Origin of the sequence: Thermomicrobium sp. 4228-Ro (assembly GCF_026241205.1) — a bacterium.
Classification (GTDB): Bacteria; Chloroflexota; Chloroflexia; order Thermomicrobiales; family Thermomicrobiaceae; genus Thermomicrobium.
In genome coordinates this window covers 143144-159620 of the sequence record NZ_JAPFQM010000006.1, presented here as the reverse complement: position 1 = coordinate 159620, position 16477 = coordinate 143144, and the positions used below count along the sequence as shown (strand labels likewise).

Sequence of the window (16477 nt, the reverse complement as noted above, 5' to 3'; positions counted from 1 at the left end):
TGAAGGAGGCATCGCGGAGCCAACAATACCGGTAATCCCAGTTGCGGGGGCCACCCGGCTACTCGGGGAGCGAGGTGGTCGGTGCGGCGACCACGGCACCCGAGGGCGCATAGGTAAGGAGCTTGAGTGTGAGCGCGCTGCGCTCGACTGCCTCGCGATAGGGGCCGGTATAGGTGCAGTGCAGGATCCATTGCGACCAGTAGTCGAGGGTCAGACGCTCGAAGGTGTCGAAAAGCTGCGGAATGGGGAGTTCGACGGGTGCTTCGTCGGCGTAGGCGAGGGCGAAATCGGCGGTTTGCCCGGCTTCGAGTATGAAGGTGCCGCGCAAGACGGAGCCCCGCTGCTCGAGCGGGACGCTCGCGTAGAGAACGGCAGCGCGATGATCCCATCCGTACTGGTACCACTGGCCGGCGAACACGCGGAGTTCTGGGGTCTGCCGACCGAAGCGGGGACGAAGGCGAATGGTCACCTCGAGGGCGACGCGACCGGCCTGGCAGCGGACGCGACGGATGAGAAGCGTCTGGGCGAGCGGGAAGTGTCGTTTCTGGGTCTCGGTGAGGGCCGGGAAAAAATCGGTGAGACGTACCTGGCCGGTCGTGGTGGTGAAGAAGGTTTCGAGGACGTTGGTACGGTCACGATAGCTTCGCTGGGCAGTTCGGGCGTCGTGGGGCAAGATGCACCAGTATCCACCGAGATCAGCGTCGAGGATGCGGGAAGAGACAGGGTCGGCGTCGAAACGAGGGAGGCATAGCCAATCGATCGAGCCGTCGCGGGAGACGAGTGCGGCGGTTCGCCCATCGCCGATGATCGCATAGTCGGCGATGGGTGGATACGGGCGGGGACGCAACATGGGCGATTGCCCCCTCTGTGTTACGATGCGATGCTGTCGATATGCGAGATGATCGCGGGCACGCGGTCAGACTGTAGGAAGGATAGCGAGGGCTATGGAAGAGCGTGAACGGTATGTCCTGTGGGAAATGACCTGGCCGGAGCTCGAGTCAGCGATGGGGGAGATTCGACTCGTCGTCATTCCGGTCGGGTCGACGGAGCAACATGGGCCGCATGCGACGTTCGCGACGGACAGCGTGCGGGCTTACGAGTTCAGCCTGCGCTTGGCGGAGCGCTTGTACCCGGAAGTTCTGGTCGCGCCGGTCATGCCATTCGGTGTCTCGCCGCATCACATGGCGTTCCCGGGGACTATTACGCTCTCCGGCGAGACCTTCATGCAGGTCTTGTACGAAGTCGTCGAAAGCCTCGCTGAGCATGGGTTCGAGCGTTTCCTCTTCGTGAACGGGCATGGCGGGAATCGCCCGGCGTTGGAACTCCTCGTGCAACGGCTGCGGCGGGAGCTGGACGTACTCGCAGCATGGGTATCGATTACGGAGCTGGCGAACGATGTGGTGCAGCGCGGGAAGGTAGCCGAAGTGATCGGTCACGCCTGCGAAAGCGAGACGAGCCAGCTCTTGTACCTGGCGCCCTGGGCGGTGCGGGAGGACGCGCTCGCTCCTGGCGAGCTCCTGGAGCAGGCGTATCCGCACGCGTCGTGGTGGGGGCCGGTGCACGTTGCGTATTCGTTCGACGAGATCACGGCGAACGGGGCACTCGGTGACGCCCGGGCAGCCTCAGCGGAATTCGGGGAGGCGATCGTGGAAACGGCGCTGAACCGGTTAGCGGAGTTCGTCGAGGCCTTCATCGAGGAGAGCCCGTTCGAGGAGTTCGAACTCGAGGAGGAAGAGGAAGAGTGAGGCCGAGCGAAGGGCGAGCCGAGATGGCGAGCCGGGTCAGCAACCTGCGGGAGTCGCCGCTGAGCGGGAAACGCATCGCATTCGTCGGCTGCGGCGTGATGGCGGAGGCGATCGCAGCGGCGCTGCTCCGAGCAGGACTCGTCAGTGTTCACCAGCTGACGGGAGGCGAGCCGAACGCGCGGCGACGACAAGAGTTGATCGCCCGTTTGGGGCTCGAGACGACACCGGACAACGTTGCGGCAGTCCGCGGTGCGGATCTCGTCGTGCTTTCGGTCAAGCCGCAGACGCTGGAGGCAGCGATGCGGGACCTAGCGGGTGTGCTCGCACCGGAGCAGATCGTCCTGTCGATCGTGGCGGGTGCGACCGTGCGACGGTTACAGGAGGGGTTGCAGCACGAGCGAGTCGTGCGTTCGATGCCGAACACCCCGGCCCAGATCGGCCATGGGGCGACTGTCTGGTATCCGGCACCGGGAGTGACACCCCAAGACGAGCAGCTGGTGCGGACCGTGTTGGAAGCCATGGGTCTGGCGATCCGCGTCGACAACGAAGACATGGTCGACATGGCGACGGCGTTGAGCGGGACGGGACCGGCCTACGTCTTCCTGATCATGGAGGCGCTGATCGATGCGGGGGTTCATCTCGGGTTTTCCCGGAATATCGCAGAGCAGCTCGTGCAACAGACGATTCTGGGGTCAGTTCTGTTTGCCCGGGAAACCGGTAAGCATCCAGCGGAGCTCCGAAATATGGTGACGACGCCAGGTGGGACGTCGGCCGCAGCACTCTACGAGATGGAACGAGGTGGGCTCCGGACGGTCATCGCGCGAGCAGTGTGGGCGGCCTACCGGCGTGCGAAGGAGCTCGGTGCGGGAATGCCGAACGGTGGGCCGAGTGACCTCTGACTCCTCACTGGGCTTGCCGGCGCGTGGGCACGATCTTGATTAACTGTCCGGTACCTGCGTCGGCGACGTAGAGCGTGCCGTCGAGTCCGACCGTCATCGCGACAGGATAGCGGAATCCCTGGGCGAACGGTGAGGTGGGTGCACCCTGTCCGTCAGATCCCGGGACAGCGCGGAGGAGCGTACCTGCAGTCTCGCGTGTGCCCCAGAAGAACAGTGTTCCGGGAATCGGGTCTGCCCACAGTTGTGTCGTGTAAGCGAGCCCACCGCCTGGAATGAACCCTGCCGGGAAGTCGAGGAAAGGCTCGGCCACGACTGTGCGACTTCCGAAATCGAGGCGGACCACATGCACGCGGCCCTCCTCGGTCTGGACAAGAGCGAAAAGGAGCTCGCCCCAGGTGAAGAGTCGCACGAGGCTGGTGGGTGCCGGACCGAGTGGGACGCTGTGGCCCTCGGTGATCAGGTACAAGTAGGGAGCAGAAGAGCCATCCTTGGCCAGGCCAGCGAGATAAACCTGGCCGCGCGCGTCGGTGACCGGTGCACCGGCCGGACCAGGTAACGGGCGAAACGCGAGCGGCAGACGCTGCGTGCGGTCGGCGATGCCGTCGCCGTCGTCGTCGCGAAGCCGGACGAGACCCTGGTCATCGGTGACGTATACCCAGGGACCAGCGGTGGCGATGCCGCGTGGGACGACGAGGCCAGAGGCGAAGGTGGTGAGGCGCGAAGCCCGACCGCTCGCGTCCTCGGCGGTCACGAGGAGGACGGTACCGTTGCTGGTGAGGACGAGGAGATTCCCGTCGGGGGCGAGGGCCAGGTCGACGGGGTCGCGGACACCCTCGAGGAAGAGACCAGCACGGAAGTGGGGCGGCACTTGGATCGAGACGGGAGTGCCAGGAAGCGGGTCAGGCCAGAGTCGGGATGGATCCGCTCCGTAGCGCCAGCGATAGTAGTGGCGACCGGTGTTGACCAGCGTGAAGCGCTGATCGGCGGGAAGAGAGGGAGTGTAGACGAGGATGCGTCGCTCGAAGACCTGAATCAACGAGGGAAGCGCGGTCTCGCCACGACGATAGTAGGCCCAGAACGGCTCACTGATGGGATAGCCGAAGACCTCGATCCAGGCGTTGGGTCCGAGCGGTGAACGGTCGAAGAGGGAAACCGTCACATCTGGAAGGTTGTGGCGCGTCGTCGCGATGTAACGGCTCGATCGCACCGGGGCCGGGGGCGTTGCGTGCTCTCGCGAACCATCCGCGGTGATCCACGAGTCGATCGCCTGACTGGTGACAGTTCGATCGGGGGCTGGCTCGGACACGAGTGCAGCGAGCGTGGCATAGGTGGGGACGCGCGGATCGGTGGATCCACCATCGATCGGAAGATCGGGCGGCGGGCGACGGATGAAGAGGTCGCTGCCGATGGCGATGTTTCCCGTGGTCAGTTCCCAAGCGAGCCGGCCCTGAGTGACACTGGTGCGGTTGACGCTGGCGAGGGTCGTCAACTCCATCCGCCCCCGGTCGAAGTATTGGACGAGTCGTCGACCGCCTGGCGAATCGGCATACGGCTCGATACGCCAGGCGAGCGGTATCTCTCCCCACAGATCGAGCTGGGCACGCTGGTGCTGGATCCAGAGTTGCTCGAAGGCGGGGCTGGCGAACGGTGTCCCGTTCGCCTCGTGGACCGGGAGCGTGAACACGAGCGCAGCGACGCCGAGCAGAACGAGAACGACCTGTTTCCACACGAGCTCCGACCTCTCTCTCCCCCGAGGGTACCAACGAACGAGGACGCGAGCTGGTCGCAGGAGGGCGTTTTGTCTACCTGGTGAGCACTTCGACGGAGCTGCGCGGGAGGGCATTGCACTGCTGCTGGCGAACGCCTAGGATTCCCGCAAGAGACTGGGCGAACGGAGGGCTTAGATTGGCGCAGCACGGGATCGAGGCGATCGTTTTCGACGTCTATGGTACGCTCTTCGGGTTCAACCGACTCGCGGAGCGCGCACGAGCGATCGTCGGTGACCTCCCGCTCCTCGATCGCTGGCGGGCCAAGCAACTGGAGCACAGTTTCTTGCGGACGATCCTCGGGGAGTACGTCGACTTTTGGCAGGTGACGGAGGAAGCGCTGGACGCAGCATGCGCGCAGCTCGAACTGGAGTTGACGAGCGAGGAGCGGGAACATCTCCTGCACGGCTGGCTCGAACTCGAGGCTTTCCCGGATGTGTACCCAGCCCTGGTGGGGTTCCGCGAGCGGAGCGTGCGACTGGCCATCCTTTCCAACGGCAGCCCAGCGATGCTGGAGGCGTTGCTCGGCGCCGTCGGGATGCGCTCAGTCTTCGAGGCAGTGCTGAGCGCTGATGCCGTGCAGCGGTACAAGCCGTCACCAGCGGTGTACGCGCTCGCACCGGCCGCGTTGGTTCTGCGGCCGGAACGGATCCTGTTCTGTTCGTCGAACGGGTTCGATGTCGCGGGAGCGCTCCGGTTCGGTTTTCGGGTGTGTTGGGTGAACCGGGGGACTGCCAAATTGGATGCCCTCGGGATGCAACCGCACTATTCGGTGCACTCTTTGCTCGAGCTGCTCGAGCAGTTGTGAGGTCGAGTGGCCGTGCGCTGGGACGTCGTCGGTTTCGGCGAAGCGATGCTCCGGCTGGCGGTGCCCACCGGTGAGCGGCTGGAGACGACGAAGCAGCTCGAAGTCGGGATCGGGGGCGCCGAGGCGAACGTGCTGATCGCGTTGGCCCGGCTTGGTCGGCGAACTGCCTGGTCCTCGGTGCTGCCGAGGAATACGCTCGGTGAGCGCATCGCGCGGGAGCTGGCGTGGCACGGTGTCGATACGTCACTGATTCACTGGACCGATGAAGGACGCGTCGGCGTCTACTTCCTGGATGTGGGCGTCCCGCCGCGCCCGACGGTCGTGCTGTACGACCGTGCCGGGTCGGTCGTGGCGCACGTCGATCCACTGGTCTTTCCGGTCGAGTGGGTGAGCGAGAGCCGGTGGTTGCATGCGACGGGGATCACCCCGGCGCTCAGCAGCGGATGCCGGGCAGTCCTCGCTCGGCTGGTCGAACGAGCGTGCCAGTCCGGTGTCGGCGTGTCGTTCGACGTCAACTACCGGTCCCGCTTGTGGAGTCCGGAGGAGGCGGCGCGAACGCTCGAGTGGTTCTGCCGTCAGGCGACGGTACTGCTGTGCGGGGAAGACGACGCACGTCTGTTGTGGGGCCTTTCTGGCGATGGGGAAGCGGTCGCTCACGCGCTGTCGACCCGTTTCGGTGCAGCGATGACGGTGGTGACGCGAGGCGAGCACGGTGCGGTGGCGACGACTGCCGACGGGCGCACGGTGATCGTGCCGGGTCGGGCGGCCACGGTGGTCGATCGAGTGGGAGCCGGAGATGCTTTCGCGGCTGGGTTCCTCCACGGATATCTCGATACGGGGGACGTGGAGCGAGGTCTCCAGTATGGCGTGGCCTTGGCCGCGTTGAAGCTTACTGTCCGTGGCGATCTGGCCATCGTGACCGCGGAAGAGCTCGAGTCGGCGGTGGCAGCAGCGCGGCGAACGATCCTGCGCTGAGCTGAGGCCGTTACGCGTACGCCGATTGGGTGAACACACCACGAACGTGTTTGGGTGGCTGGACGGCAACCACCCCCGATGGTCAGACGGCTCGTCTACCGACCGCTAGGGATGTTCCTGCCCCTGGAAACGCCCGGTGTAGTGGGCGCGACCGACGCATTCCTCGAGGATGATCTGGCAGATCCGGATGCCGGGACGAATAGCGAGTGGGACGGGCCCAGCGTTGTTCATCTCGAGAACCTGCCGCGTACGGACCATGCCGGGCTGGATGAAGTTGGCAGTGACGTGGACCATGAGTCCGACACGGGCGAAACGGCTGCGGCCCTGGATCCAGCCACAGATATTGTCGGGGAGGGTCAAGCGCTCCTCGGTGATACCGAGCACGGCTTGTCCAGGCAAGAGGAGCAAATAGTCGTCGACGGTGACGAGTTCGGTCACCTCGCGATGATCGGTGTCCTCCGTGACGTGCAGGATCTCGCGGGCGTGCCGGAAGAGGCGGAATTCGCGGCCCAGGTGAAGGTCGATAGACGCCGGGCCGACCTGCGAGGGATCGAACGGCTCGATGACGATCTCACCGGCTTCGATGAGACGGAGAATCTCCGGTCGCGTGAGCACAGCCATGGACCGACCCCTTCATCGACCGTCAGGTAAGCGGTGGCGGCGGCAGGCTCGGCAGGATGCGTTCGCACCAGGCGGCGACATGGAGGAGGCGCCGATCGTGTCCGTAGCGGGCGACGAGCTGCAGTCCGAGCGGTAAGCCGTCGCGAGTGAGGCCGGACGGGAGAGAGATCGCTGGTGTACCGAGAAGCGTCCAGACGGCTTGGAAGCGGCGGTCGCCAGTCGTCGAGCGATCGGGAGCCGGGCCGGAGGCGGTGGGGAGGATCGCGGCGTCCGCGCGAGCGAGGAAATCATCGAGAAGAGCTGCCAGGCGACGGCGGAGACGGCGAGCGTGCAGCAGGGCACCAGCAGGGACGAGCTGCCCGACTTCGACTGCGGCCCGGAGTCGCGGGCCATAGGCATCGGGGTGTTGCTCGAGCGTTTGCTGGTGGAGTGCGCCCATTTCGGCGAGCATGATGACATGGTGGATCGCGAGCAGGAGCTGGACATCGACCGGAAGGCGGCGTTCCTCGATCCGTGCACCGGCCTCGCGAAGGCGGCGCACCACGTCCTGCAGGTGCTCAGCGACCTCCGGCTCGGTGAGTTCGAGAAAGTCGACGAGAAACAGCAGCCGCGGTGGCTCGCTGAGGAGCGGGAGTTCGAGACGCTGGTGCGCGCAGAGCGCGACGTACGTGTACGCGACGTCTTCGACCGACCGCGCGAAGAGGCCGAGGTGATCGAGCGTCCAAGCGAGCGGGATGACTCCTTCGAGTGGGAACCAGCCGAGGCTCGGTTTGAACCCCACGACACCACAATACGCAGCAGGACGCAGGACGGAACCGGCAGTCTGGGTGCCGACAGCGAGTGGTATCTGACGCGCGGCGACTGCAGCTGCCGATCCGGAACTCGAGCCGCCAGGAGTCCGTTCGGCAGCCCACGGGTTACGAGTCGGAGCCGGATCGGCGAAGGCGAGTTGGGTGGTGTGGGTCTTCCCGAGGACGAGAGCGCCGAGTTCGCGTAAGCGGGCGACGATGGCAGCATCGGCTTGAGCTGGGCGGTCGCCCAGCGGCGCGAAGCCCGCACGTGTGGGCAGGCCAGCGGCGTCGATCACGTCCTTGAGACCGACTGGTACGCCATGGAGCGGAAGCACGGTTCCACGTTCAGCGAGATGATCGAGCCGCTCGGCCTCACGAAGCGCACCCTCACGGTCCAATTCGACCCAAGCCTGAAGGAAGGGGTCGGTGCGTTCGATGCGCTCGATCGTGGCCTGGAGCAGTTCGTGGACTGAGAGATCGCGCTGGCGGATGCGCGCTGGAATTTCGCGCACGGACAGCTGTGCCATGGTATTCACGGGTTCCCCGGCCTTTCGCTGAGCATATCGACTGGTGGCTCGTCGTCGAACTCGAGCGGTTCAGCGAACACCCGAGCGATCGTCTCCGCCATCAGGCGGAGCTCATCGACGAGATGGTCGGCGCGCTCTGAACCTAGGCGTGCTCGGGCGGCACCTTCGAGAACGGTAAACCAGTGTTGCGCACTCTCGGATCGTTCCCTCATCGGTCTACTCCGTCCACCTACGACAACGGTGGAGTGTGCGGGGAAGTGCGGGGGGCTGTCAAGGGAGTGTAACCGGGTCAGCCGAGCGCTTTCACCCTGGCGGGCTCGGTCTGCCAGCGCGCGAATCCTTGGCGTGGCGGATGCGTCGCTCTCAGCCGTAAAGCACACCTGCCGCGGGCTGTTCGGTACGTCCACCCGGGCACCGTTGGCTGCGGTATCACTACCGGGATCGACCGCGGTCACCGTGCGTACCTTGAGGAGGGAGCACGTCATGGCACTCACGGAAAGCGAGCGTGCGCTCGTTGCTGCGGCACGTGATCTCATCGCGCAGCGTTTCAAGGAGGGCTGGCATCACATCGGTTGCGCGCTCCGGACGCGATCGGGGAGGGTGTATCGCGCCGTGCATCTGGAGGCGACAGTGGGCCGCATTGCGGTGTGCGCCGAAGCGGTCGCGATCGGTATGGCAGCGGCTGATGGCGATACCGAGATCGATACGATCGTGGCAGTCAATCGATGGGGCGAGGTCGTCCCACCGTGTGGGATGTGTCGGGAACTCATCTCCGATTACGCACCGGAGGCGCGGGTGATCGTTCCGGACGACGACGGTGAGGCGGCCGTTCCAGTTCGCTGGCTGCTACCGAAGAAATACGCGCGGCGGGAGCCGGCCTAAATGCACGGCTCGGCATTGCGGGTGCTGGTGGCTTTCTGCTTCGGACTTCGCGTATCGCTGTGACCGGCAGCCAGACATGGCCGTGTTTTCCCTGTCTCCGGTGTCCGGGTGACGGGAGACGAGGTCACCTACCCACTCGTCATCGGCAGATCCGGGTTTCTGGCTGGCGCGGCGGTATGCCAAACGGAGTAACGGCTGGCCTTGACCAGGGTGCTTCGCTCTCGCATTCCGCAGGACAGAAGTGTTTTTCAGTGCGCCTCGCGGTGATGTTGCGCGCCGCTTCGCTTTGCGAGGCGTGTGCCCGCTCGGACAACATCGACGGTTCTCGGGGGACACAGATGCCCGGAGGACGCACGCTCGGTGAATCCGACACGAAAGGCTCATCCGGCCGGCGTGTGCGCATTCGTGACCGGTGGTTCGCACAGGACGAAGCCGAGGGCGATGGGCAGGAACTCCTGCCTGGTCCCGAGCGACTCGTTCGCAGGTGGGCTGTAAGGGCCATTTTCACAGCTACGGAACACGATGCTCGAGTCGCGATGACCCAGCCGTGGTCACGTGGCTTGCACGGATGACCGATCGCCCGCGGCTTTCCCGGGTTTCAGCCGGTGCACCGAAGTATGTGGCGTTATCTCGCCCGGAGCGAGTTCTCGGGCTACCGTGTGGTGTCACGGGCTTGTAACGGTGGGCGCTTGTGGGGCGGACAGGCCTCAGTTAAGCTATAAGCTGAGATTCCGGGGCAGGTAGGACGATCGGTAGGCTGCCGTGCAGGCTCGCGGAGCACCGATCGAACCGAAGGACTCGTGGGTACAGCGTGGTATGGGCCCGGCGGCCTGCGCGTGGGGGCGGTCAGGAGGGAGTTGCTGGGAACGGAGTCCACCCAGGCCAGGAGTCGGCAGTGCGGTGCGGTTCGAGCAGTCAGGAGGGGTACCATGGCGGGAAACGCTCCACGCACGCTCCAGGAACTGATCGATTCTGTGCCCAGCATCGTCGATTACCTGTTCGGGAACCAGAAGAGCGCGATCACGCCGTACATCACGCTCCTGCAACCGGCGCCTCACGTGCTACCGGAGTTCACGAACTGGCGAGACGAGCAGCGCTCGTGGTGGAAATCGGTCGGCCTGTCCGACCAGACGTTCCACATGGTGAATCTCTGGGTGCGTGGGCGGGATGCGGTGCGGCTACTGGAGTACCTCGGGGTGAACAGCTTCAAGAACTTTGCCCCGGGAAAGGCGAAGCAGTTCGTCGCCTGCGCCCCGAGCGGCCACATCATCGGCGACGCGATCCTCTACTGCCTCGAGCCGGAGACGATGGTTCTCGTCGGGGCCGACATGACGATGAACTGGATCAAGTATCACGCCGAGGCCGGTGGATTCGACGTGCGGATCGAGGAGGATCCACTCTTCGCGTTGAACCCGGCCGGTCGGCGGACGCTCTACCGGTTCGAGATCGAGGGGCCGAACGCGACACCGCTCCTCGAGACGTTGATCGGTGGACCGGCGCCGGAGATCACGTTCTTCAATTTCGTCGAACTCCGGATCGTCGGACGGCCGGTCTGGGTGATGCGGCACAGCATGACCGGTTCACCGGGGTTCGAGTTGTCCGGCCCCTGGGAGGATCGGGAGACGGTACTGGGGGCGCTTCTCGAGGCCGGGCAACGCTTCGGCTTGCGTCGGCTGGGGCCACTGGCCTACTTCACGAACGCGCTCGAATCGGGCTGGTTCGCCGCACCGCTGCCGGCGATCTATACGGGCGAGGAACTCCGGCCGTACCGCGAGTGGCTGCCGCTTACTTCAGCTGAGGCGACGCGGGCGATCGGTGGCAGCTTCTACTCGCCGAACATCGCTGACTACTACGTGACGCCGTACGAGTTGGGGTACGAGCGGATCATCAAGTTCGACCATGAGTTCATCGGCCGGGTGGCACTCGAGCGGTTGCGGGAGCAGCCCCACCGGAAGAAAGTGACGCTCGTGTGGAACGTCGATGACGTGCTGGCGTTGATGCGCGCGGCACTGTTCGAAGAAGGGACGCCGGCGAAGTACCTCGATCTCCCGGTGGCGCAGTATGCCGTATGGAAGTACGACCGGGTGCAGAACGAGCAGGGCGAGCTGATTGGGATCTCCCAGTGGACGGGGTACCTGGCGACGGAGCGCAAGGTCGTCTCGCTCGGGCTGGTCGACGAGGCGTACGCGACACCGGGAACAGAAGTCGTCGTGGTCTGGGGCGAGCTCGACGGGGGCGAGCGGAGCCAGCCGTGGATCGAGCGGCACCGGCCGTTCGAGGTGCGGGCGACGGTGGCGCCGGTGCCCTTGAGCAAGGTGGCGCAGGAGTACTGGGCACAGGTCAAAGCCCACCGTTGAGTTCACTGCCGTGGCAGGGCGCGGGAGTGGGGGATGAGTCCCGCACTCCCGCGTTGCCTTCCGGTCATCCTGAGACGTGCACCAGTTCAGCTGCGTCGCCGCTCAGGCTGTTCTGGGTCACCAGGAGCGAGCTGTCCGGGAGACGCACGAATGCCGTGGGGGTGACGAGACCGGTCGGGAGGATCGGTACGTAGGTCCCATCAGCGGTGACCTGGGCGAGTGCCCCCTCCACAAGGCCTTGCTGTGCCGCGAGGAGGCCGTGCGCCGTGATCTCGAGGACGATGAACGAACCGTCTGGTGCGACCGCAAGATCGATGAGATTGGTGAAGCCGGTGCTGACGATTTGCGGATCCTGGCCTGGCACGACGCGCCAGAGACGGGCGGCGCCGACCGGGAAGGGAAATCCCGTCAGCTCGCTTACGTAGTAGGCAGCGTCAGTGCCCTTCGCGACACTGGTCGGAACCGTTTGCGCGGGGATTTCGATTCCAGGTGGAAGGCCGAGGAAAGGCGGTGCTGGAGCCATGAACGGTGGGAAGACCGCAAGTGTGGTAATCTCCCCAGTCATCGTGACGCTGAGGAGCGCGTTAGCACCGGCATCGACGACGATGAAGCGGTCACCGTCCACCAGCATGGCGTACGGATTGCTGTCCGGGCCGGCGCCGTCCGGGTCATGGCTGGCCTCGTACGCGGCGAGGTCAGCGATGACCGTGCGTGTCCCGTCGGCGGCGATGCGGCGGAGCTGACCCAGGTGCGCAGCTTCCGGCGGTAGTTGGGCGCGAACCGCGGGGTCGGCGCCGAGACCCAAGAGGACATAGAGCATGCCGTCAGGTCCGATCAGGAGATCGTGCACGCCGATCGCGGCGGAGCCGTCGGGCTCGGCCAGCGAGGGGAGACCGGTCACGATGCGCTCAGTCCTCGGACCGATGATGCGCGTGATCGCTCCGGACGTTCCGAAGCACACGTTGTTGCCCTCCGGGCCGGGGACGCAGACGGTGTCTCCACCGTTCCCTGCTTCAGCGACGTAGACGGTGCCGTCGGTGGTGACGGTCATGCCACGCGGGTTGCGGAGCCCAGTCGCGACGGTCGTCAGTGACTGGAGACGGAGTTGTTCGGCTCCGATGAGACCGAGCAGCACGTGCGCACGTTCGGGTGCCTTCCCTGGATGGGACTCGAAACGAGCGCGCTCGAAGTACTGGATCGTCGTACCGTGATCGACGTACGGCTCGCTGATCGGAAAACCGAAGAGCGCGAGCCCACCGTAGGTCTCCCAGTACGTGCGGAAGGCGCCCGAGAGATTGTGAGCTGTTTCCGGAAAGTAGCGTGCCGAAGGTTCAGGTGTCGCTGGTTGAAACGGTGATTGGCCTTGCCGGCTGGCTGCTTGCTCCGTGCCGAGGAGTCCCAGCAGGACGTCATGATGGTCAGGTGCGGCACCAGGGTGCCACTCGAACCGGGCACGCTCGAAATATTGGACGACTGTACCGTTGACAGTCATCTCGTCGGTCAAGGGATAGCCGAACAACGGCAGCCTGCCGAACTCGTCCCAGAAAGCTAGAAAGCCGTGGCAGACCGAGTGACCGGTCTCCGGGAAGTCGCGGCAGGGAGCAGCCGCCGGTTGCGCGTGCGTTACTGCCGGGAGCGTCAGAGCCAGTAGCAGCGTCAGAACCAGGAGCAGCGGAAGCTGGGGAATGCGCGCTTTCGTTTGTCCATCAGGGGTCTCACTTTCGTGGCGTCTCTGCTCGTCGCGTGTGTCGTCGGGTCGGGAGCGTCCTGGGAGCCCTTCGCCTCCTCTCGCGAATGCGGCTGAGAGAAGCCTAACCGTCAGGACAACACTGCCCATGCCTGCAGGTGCCTCAGAGTCGGTCCTCCGTTTGGTCACGTGGTAGCCAATCTCCGGCCGGCAACGAACGGCTGGCCAGGGTGCGCAGATCGGTCGAGTGCGGGTCGGGTGACGCGGCGCAGTCCCGACTCGGACGGGTACATCCAGGTGCGGTGCGTCTGCAGGGAGCGGTATCGGTAGCGGGATGCGGCTCGGGGGCGCGAAGCTCCAGCCGGAAGGTCGTCGGACGCCTCATGTCGTGCGCAGGGTCGGATGGTGACGATGGTCGGACAGCCGAGGGGTGCGCCTGTATGTGGCGGGACTGCTCGAGGCAAAAAGAGATCGGGGTAACTCGGTTGTCCGAGCCACCCCGATCGAGGGCCGGGTCACCTCGCGAGGAGTGTGCGACGTTCAATCACGACGGAGTCGTACACCGTCGTGCGGCATGCTCAGTGATCGAAGAGGAGCACGCCGCGGATGACGCGTCCTTCGACGACGTCACGATAGCCCTGGTTGATCTCGTCGAGCTTATAGGTCTTGGTCACCAGCTCGTCGAGCTTGTACTTGCCAGCCTTGTACAACTCCAGGAAGCGCGGGATATCGACCTTCGGATTCGAGTGCCCGAAGATCGTGCCGACGATCTCCTTGGCGAGCAGCATGAACTCGCGGGGCGTCACCGCGATATGGTCCATGCCGCGGCCGGAGGCGCCGACAATGACGAGGCGTCCAGCCTTGCGCGTGATCTGGGCACCGATCCCGACATGCTCCGGCTTGACGTGGTCGAGCGTGAGGAGCACCTTGTCGCAACCGACGCCGTTGGTGATTTCCATGACGCGCTGGACAACGTCCTCGTGGTTCACATCGATAGTGTGTGTAGCGCCGAATTCGCGAGCCTTCTCCAGTTTCCACGGTACGCGGTCGATCGCGATGACGCGCACGGCGCCGGAGAGGACAGCTCCCTGGACGGCATTCATGCCGACACCGCCGACACCGTAGACCGCGACCGTGTCGCCGGGACGGACCCCGCCTCGGAACATCGCAGCGCCGGCACCGGTCGGGACAGCGCAGGCGACGAGGCAGGCCTTGTCGAGCGGAATGTCGGGATCGATCTTGACCACGGCGTCCGTCGGTGCGACCGTCCACTCGCTGAAGCAGCCGATCATGGCGAACTGGCCGACGTCTTGGCCATCCTTGGTGTGGAGGCGGAAGGTACCATCGAGCTGGGCACCGATCGTCACGTTGGCGCCGCGATCGCACAGGACCGGGATACCGCTCAGGCACCAGCGGCATTTGCCGCAGGGCGGGATGAACGTCAAGACCACATGGTCGCCCGGCTGGAAGTCGGTCACACCGGGGCCGACCTTTTCGACGATTCCTGCACCCTCGTGCCCGGCGACGATGGGGTACCGGCCAGGGCTGTCACCGGTGGCGAAGTACCAGTCGGAGTGGCACAGGCCAGTGGCGACCAGCTTGATGAGCAGCTCGCCTTCTTTTGGTTCTTCGAGCTCGAGTTCTTCGATCTCGAAGTGCTGGGTCGGCCCCCAGAGGACGGCTGCGCGCGTCTTCACCGACTCCCCCTTTCGGTACCCCACGAGTGCCGCCGCTTCGAGCGCCTCGCGCTGAGGCGGGTTCGTTCCGGCACTAGCCGTACCCTAACATCAGTCCTGAAGTGTCGTCAATGGCCGTGTTCGGCTATCGTGAACAGTTCGCGAAACGGCCTTCTCGTCGAGCTGCGGTGGTCACTGCGCAGGGACGGTTGTTGCTGGGGACGACCGAAGATGCTGTAACGATGTGATAGGTGCCGGTGGCTCGCGACAAGGTGATGCGCCGGTCGGTGCGACCGGCTCAGAGCACGGCGTGCCGGAGTCGGCAGGCGGCGTGACTCAGACCGGGAGCGGGTGCATGCTCGGCTCGCGGGAGCGCCAGTGGGCGACCGCAGCCGAGGGTCCGAGAGCGAAACCCGGCGGAATGATGAGATCGTCGGGACAAAGATCGTGGACCGAGGCCTTGCCGAGCCCGAGCAGGGTTTCGTCGATACCGCTGCGCAGGAGTTCCAGCACGTTGCGGACCCCGGCCTCGCCGTTGGCAGCGAGACCCCACAGGTAGGCGCGGCCGATGAGAACTGCCCGGGCGCCGAGCGCGAGCGCTTTGACCACGTCACTGCCGCGGCGAATTCCACCATCCAGCAGGATCTCGATGCGGTCGCCGACGGCCTCGACGATGGTCGGGAGGACACGGATGGTGGCTGGGGCACTGTCGAGGTTGTTCCCGCCATGGTTGGAAACGGAGATCGCGTCAGCGCCGATGTCGACGGCCCGTCGGGCATCTTCTGGATGGAGGACACCCTTTATGACGAAGGGGCCGTCCCACTGCTTACGCAGCCAAGCGATGTCCTCCCAGGTCGGTGGCGGCGTCTGCATCCACTCGAAGTAGGCCTCAAAGAACGTTGGCGGGCGCTGGCCAGGCTGGGCCAGATTGGGAACGGTGAGATCCGGTAGCTTGCCGCGCTTGAGGTACTGCCAGAGCCAACCGGGGCGAGCGAGCGCTTCCGGAGCCAGCCTGAGCATGTTGCGGAACGTGAGGCGATCGGGGATGAAGGGACTCTCCCAGTCGCGACGCGTGGCGAAGGACCAGTCGAGCGTCACGACGATCCCACAAGCACCGGCTGCCTTGGCGCGGTCGAGAAGCGCACGGATGCGCTGGCGAGTGCCGAGCCAGTAAATCTGGAAGAACGTGCGGGGGTTCGCGGCCACGACTTCTTCGAGCGGCTTGGAGGCAAAGGAACTCAAGATCATGATGGTGCCAGCGGCAGCTGCTGCCCGGGCGACGGCGACCTCGGCATCGGGATGGACTGCCTGGACACCAGTCGGAGAGATGATGACCGGGAAGGCAATCTCGAAACCGAGGACGGTCGTCGCCAGCCGGCGCTGCGGTGGAGCTCCAGCGATACGGGGCAAAAAGCCGATTTCAGCGAAGGCTGCGACGTTGTCGGTCAACGTTACTCCACGCTCGCTCCCGGCCATGATCGCATCGTAGACGGAGCGGGGAAGACGCTTCTTGGCGCGCCGTTGCGCTTCGGCGATAGTCTCGAACCAGTGCCGTGTGCTGGCCATAGTCCCTCCGCACTCTTCCCGTGACGACTCGCGCCGTACCGATGAATCGCCTGCACTCACCACAGTTCAGCGCGGCACGACCGGACCGATCCACCAGTACTCAACAGAAGTGTGTCACGCGAAGCTGTCCGGCCGGCGCGTGCGGAAGCCCGGGTCGCCTCCGACAGTTCAGGTATA

General features: G+C 65.1%; 14 protein-coding genes. 6 read left to right on the top strand and 8 right to left on the bottom strand.

Annotated elements, in window-relative coordinates:
• Positions 1 to 58: 58 nt before the first annotated feature.
• On the bottom strand, positions 59 to 850 hold the full coding sequence (locus OO015_RS10285; protein ID WP_265941174.1) for a glycoside hydrolase family 15 protein: 792 nt from the start codon (positions 848 to 850) through the stop codon (positions 59 to 61).
• Positions 851 to 944: 94 nt separating this feature from the next.
• On the opposite strand from OO015_RS10285, the gene OO015_RS10280 reads away from it, so the two are divergent.
• Both OO015_RS10280 and proC read left to right on the top strand, forming a co-directional pair.
• Positions 945 to 1745, top strand: coding sequence for a creatininase family protein (locus tag OO015_RS10280; RefSeq protein ID WP_265941173.1), 801 nt, complete (start codon positions 945 to 947; stop codon positions 1743 to 1745).
• 23 nt (positions 1746 to 1768) lie between these two features.
• Positions 1769 to 2644, top strand: a complete 876-nt coding sequence (gene proC / locus OO015_RS10275; protein ID WP_265941172.1) for a pyrroline-5-carboxylate reductase — start codon at positions 1769 to 1771, stop codon at positions 2642 to 2644.
• Between the two features lie 4 nt (positions 2645 to 2648).
• Here proC and OO015_RS10270 read toward each other — a convergent pair whose 3' ends face one another.
• The gene (locus OO015_RS10270; protein WP_265941171.1) at positions 2649 to 4373 is read right to left on the bottom strand and encodes a hypothetical protein; all 1725 of its coding nucleotides are present in this window, start codon (positions 4371 to 4373) and stop codon (positions 2649 to 2651) included.
• Positions 4374 to 4549: 176 nt separating this feature from the next.
• Here OO015_RS10270 and OO015_RS10265 point away from each other — a divergent pair, with 176 nt between their 5' ends.
• Complete coding sequence (locus OO015_RS10265; protein ID WP_265941170.1) at positions 4550 to 5218, top strand: haloacid dehalogenase type II; 669 nt, start codon at positions 4550 to 4552, stop codon at positions 5216 to 5218.
• 12 nt (positions 5219 to 5230) lie between these two features.
• Positions 5231 to 6193, top strand: coding sequence for a sugar kinase (locus OO015_RS10260; protein ID WP_265941169.1), 963 nt, complete (start codon positions 5231 to 5233; stop codon positions 6191 to 6193).
• A 105-nt stretch (positions 6194 to 6298) separates the two neighbouring features.
• Here the strand turns inward: OO015_RS10260 and dcd are convergent, their stop codons facing one another.
• The 3 genes from dcd to OO015_RS10245 are packed head-to-tail and all read right to left on the bottom strand — an operon-like array spanning position 6299 to position 8344.
• The gene (gene dcd / locus OO015_RS10255) at positions 6299 to 6814 is read right to left on the bottom strand and encodes a dCTP deaminase (RefSeq protein WP_265941168.1); all 516 of its coding nucleotides are present in this window, start codon (positions 6812 to 6814) and stop codon (positions 6299 to 6301) included.
• 22 nt (positions 6815 to 6836) lie between these two features.
• Positions 6837 to 8132 carry an amidase gene (locus OO015_RS10250; RefSeq protein ID WP_265941167.1) on the bottom strand — a complete coding sequence of 432 codons (1296 nt, stop codon included), beginning with the start codon at positions 8130 to 8132 and terminating at the stop codon, positions 6837 to 6839.
• Between the two features lie 5 nt (positions 8133 to 8137).
• Positions 8138 to 8344 (bottom strand): hypothetical protein, encoded by a 207-nt coding sequence (locus OO015_RS10245; protein ID WP_265941166.1) that lies wholly within the window; start codon positions 8342 to 8344, stop codon positions 8138 to 8140.
• Positions 8345 to 8615: 271 nt separating this feature from the next.
• On the opposite strand from OO015_RS10245, the gene OO015_RS10240 reads away from it, so the two are divergent.
• The gene (locus OO015_RS10240) at positions 8616 to 9014 is read left to right on the top strand and encodes a cytidine deaminase (protein ID WP_265941165.1); all 399 of its coding nucleotides are present in this window, start codon (positions 8616 to 8618) and stop codon (positions 9012 to 9014) included.
• Positions 9015 to 9943: 929 nt separating this feature from the next.
• Entirely contained in the window at positions 9944 to 11371 is a 1428-nt protein-coding gene (locus OO015_RS10235) for an aminomethyl transferase family protein (protein ID WP_265941164.1), read from the top strand.
• A gap of 64 nt (positions 11372 to 11435) precedes the next feature.
• On the opposite strand, the gene OO015_RS10230 is transcribed toward OO015_RS10235, so the two are convergent.
• The 3 genes from OO015_RS10230 to mftD all read right to left on the bottom strand — a co-directional run bounded on the left by OO015_RS10230 (position 11436) and on the right by mftD (position 16300).
• The gene (locus tag OO015_RS10230; protein WP_265941163.1) at positions 11436 to 13208 is read right to left on the bottom strand and encodes a ScyD/ScyE family protein; all 1773 of its coding nucleotides are present in this window, start codon (positions 13206 to 13208) and stop codon (positions 11436 to 11438) included.
• 428 nt (positions 13209 to 13636) lie between these two features.
• On the bottom strand, positions 13637 to 14755 hold the full coding sequence (locus OO015_RS10225) for an NDMA-dependent alcohol dehydrogenase (RefSeq protein ID WP_265941162.1): 1119 nt from the start codon (positions 14753 to 14755) through the stop codon (positions 13637 to 13639).
• A 315-nt stretch (positions 14756 to 15070) separates the two neighbouring features.
• Positions 15071 to 16300, bottom strand: a complete 1230-nt coding sequence (gene mftD / locus OO015_RS10220) for a pre-mycofactocin synthase MftD (RefSeq protein ID WP_265941161.1) — start codon at positions 16298 to 16300, stop codon at positions 15071 to 15073.
• Positions 16301 to 16477: the final 177 nt, after the last annotated feature.

Bases quoted from the DNA above. Each gene is read 5' to 3' on its own strand.
- OO015_RS10245 (WP_265941166.1), bottom strand. From the start codon at position 8,344: ATGAGGGAACGATCCGAGAGTGCGCAACACTGGTTTACCGTTCTCGAA.
- OO015_RS10280 (WP_265941173.1), top strand. From the start codon at position 945: ATGGAAGAGCGTGAACGGTATGTCCTGTGGGAAATGACCTGGCCGGAG.
- OO015_RS10250 (WP_265941167.1), bottom strand. From the start codon at position 8,132: ATGGCACAGCTGTCCGTGCGCGAAATTCCAGCGCGCATCCGCCAGCGC.
- proC (WP_265941172.1), top strand. From the start codon at position 1,769: ATGGCGAGCCGGGTCAGCAACCTGCGGGAGTCGCCGCTGAGCGGGAAA.
- OO015_RS10285 (WP_265941174.1), bottom strand. From the start codon at position 850: ATGTTGCGTCCCCGCCCGTATCCACCCATCGCCGACTATGCGATCATC.
- OO015_RS10235 (WP_265941164.1), top strand. From the start codon at position 9,944: ATGGCGGGAAACGCTCCACGCACGCTCCAGGAACTGATCGATTCTGTG.
- mftD (WP_265941161.1), bottom strand. From the start codon at position 16,300: ATGGCCAGCACACGGCACTGGTTCGAGACTATCGCCGAAGCGCAACGG.
- OO015_RS10240 (WP_265941165.1), top strand. From the start codon at position 8,616: ATGGCACTCACGGAAAGCGAGCGTGCGCTCGTTGCTGCGGCACGTGAT.
- dcd (WP_265941168.1), bottom strand. From the start codon at position 6,814: ATGGCTGTGCTCACGCGACCGGAGATTCTCCGTCTCATCGAAGCCGGT.
- OO015_RS10230 (WP_265941163.1), bottom strand. From the start codon at position 13,208: ATGGGCAGTGTTGTCCTGACGGTTAGGCTTCTCTCAGCCGCATTCGCG.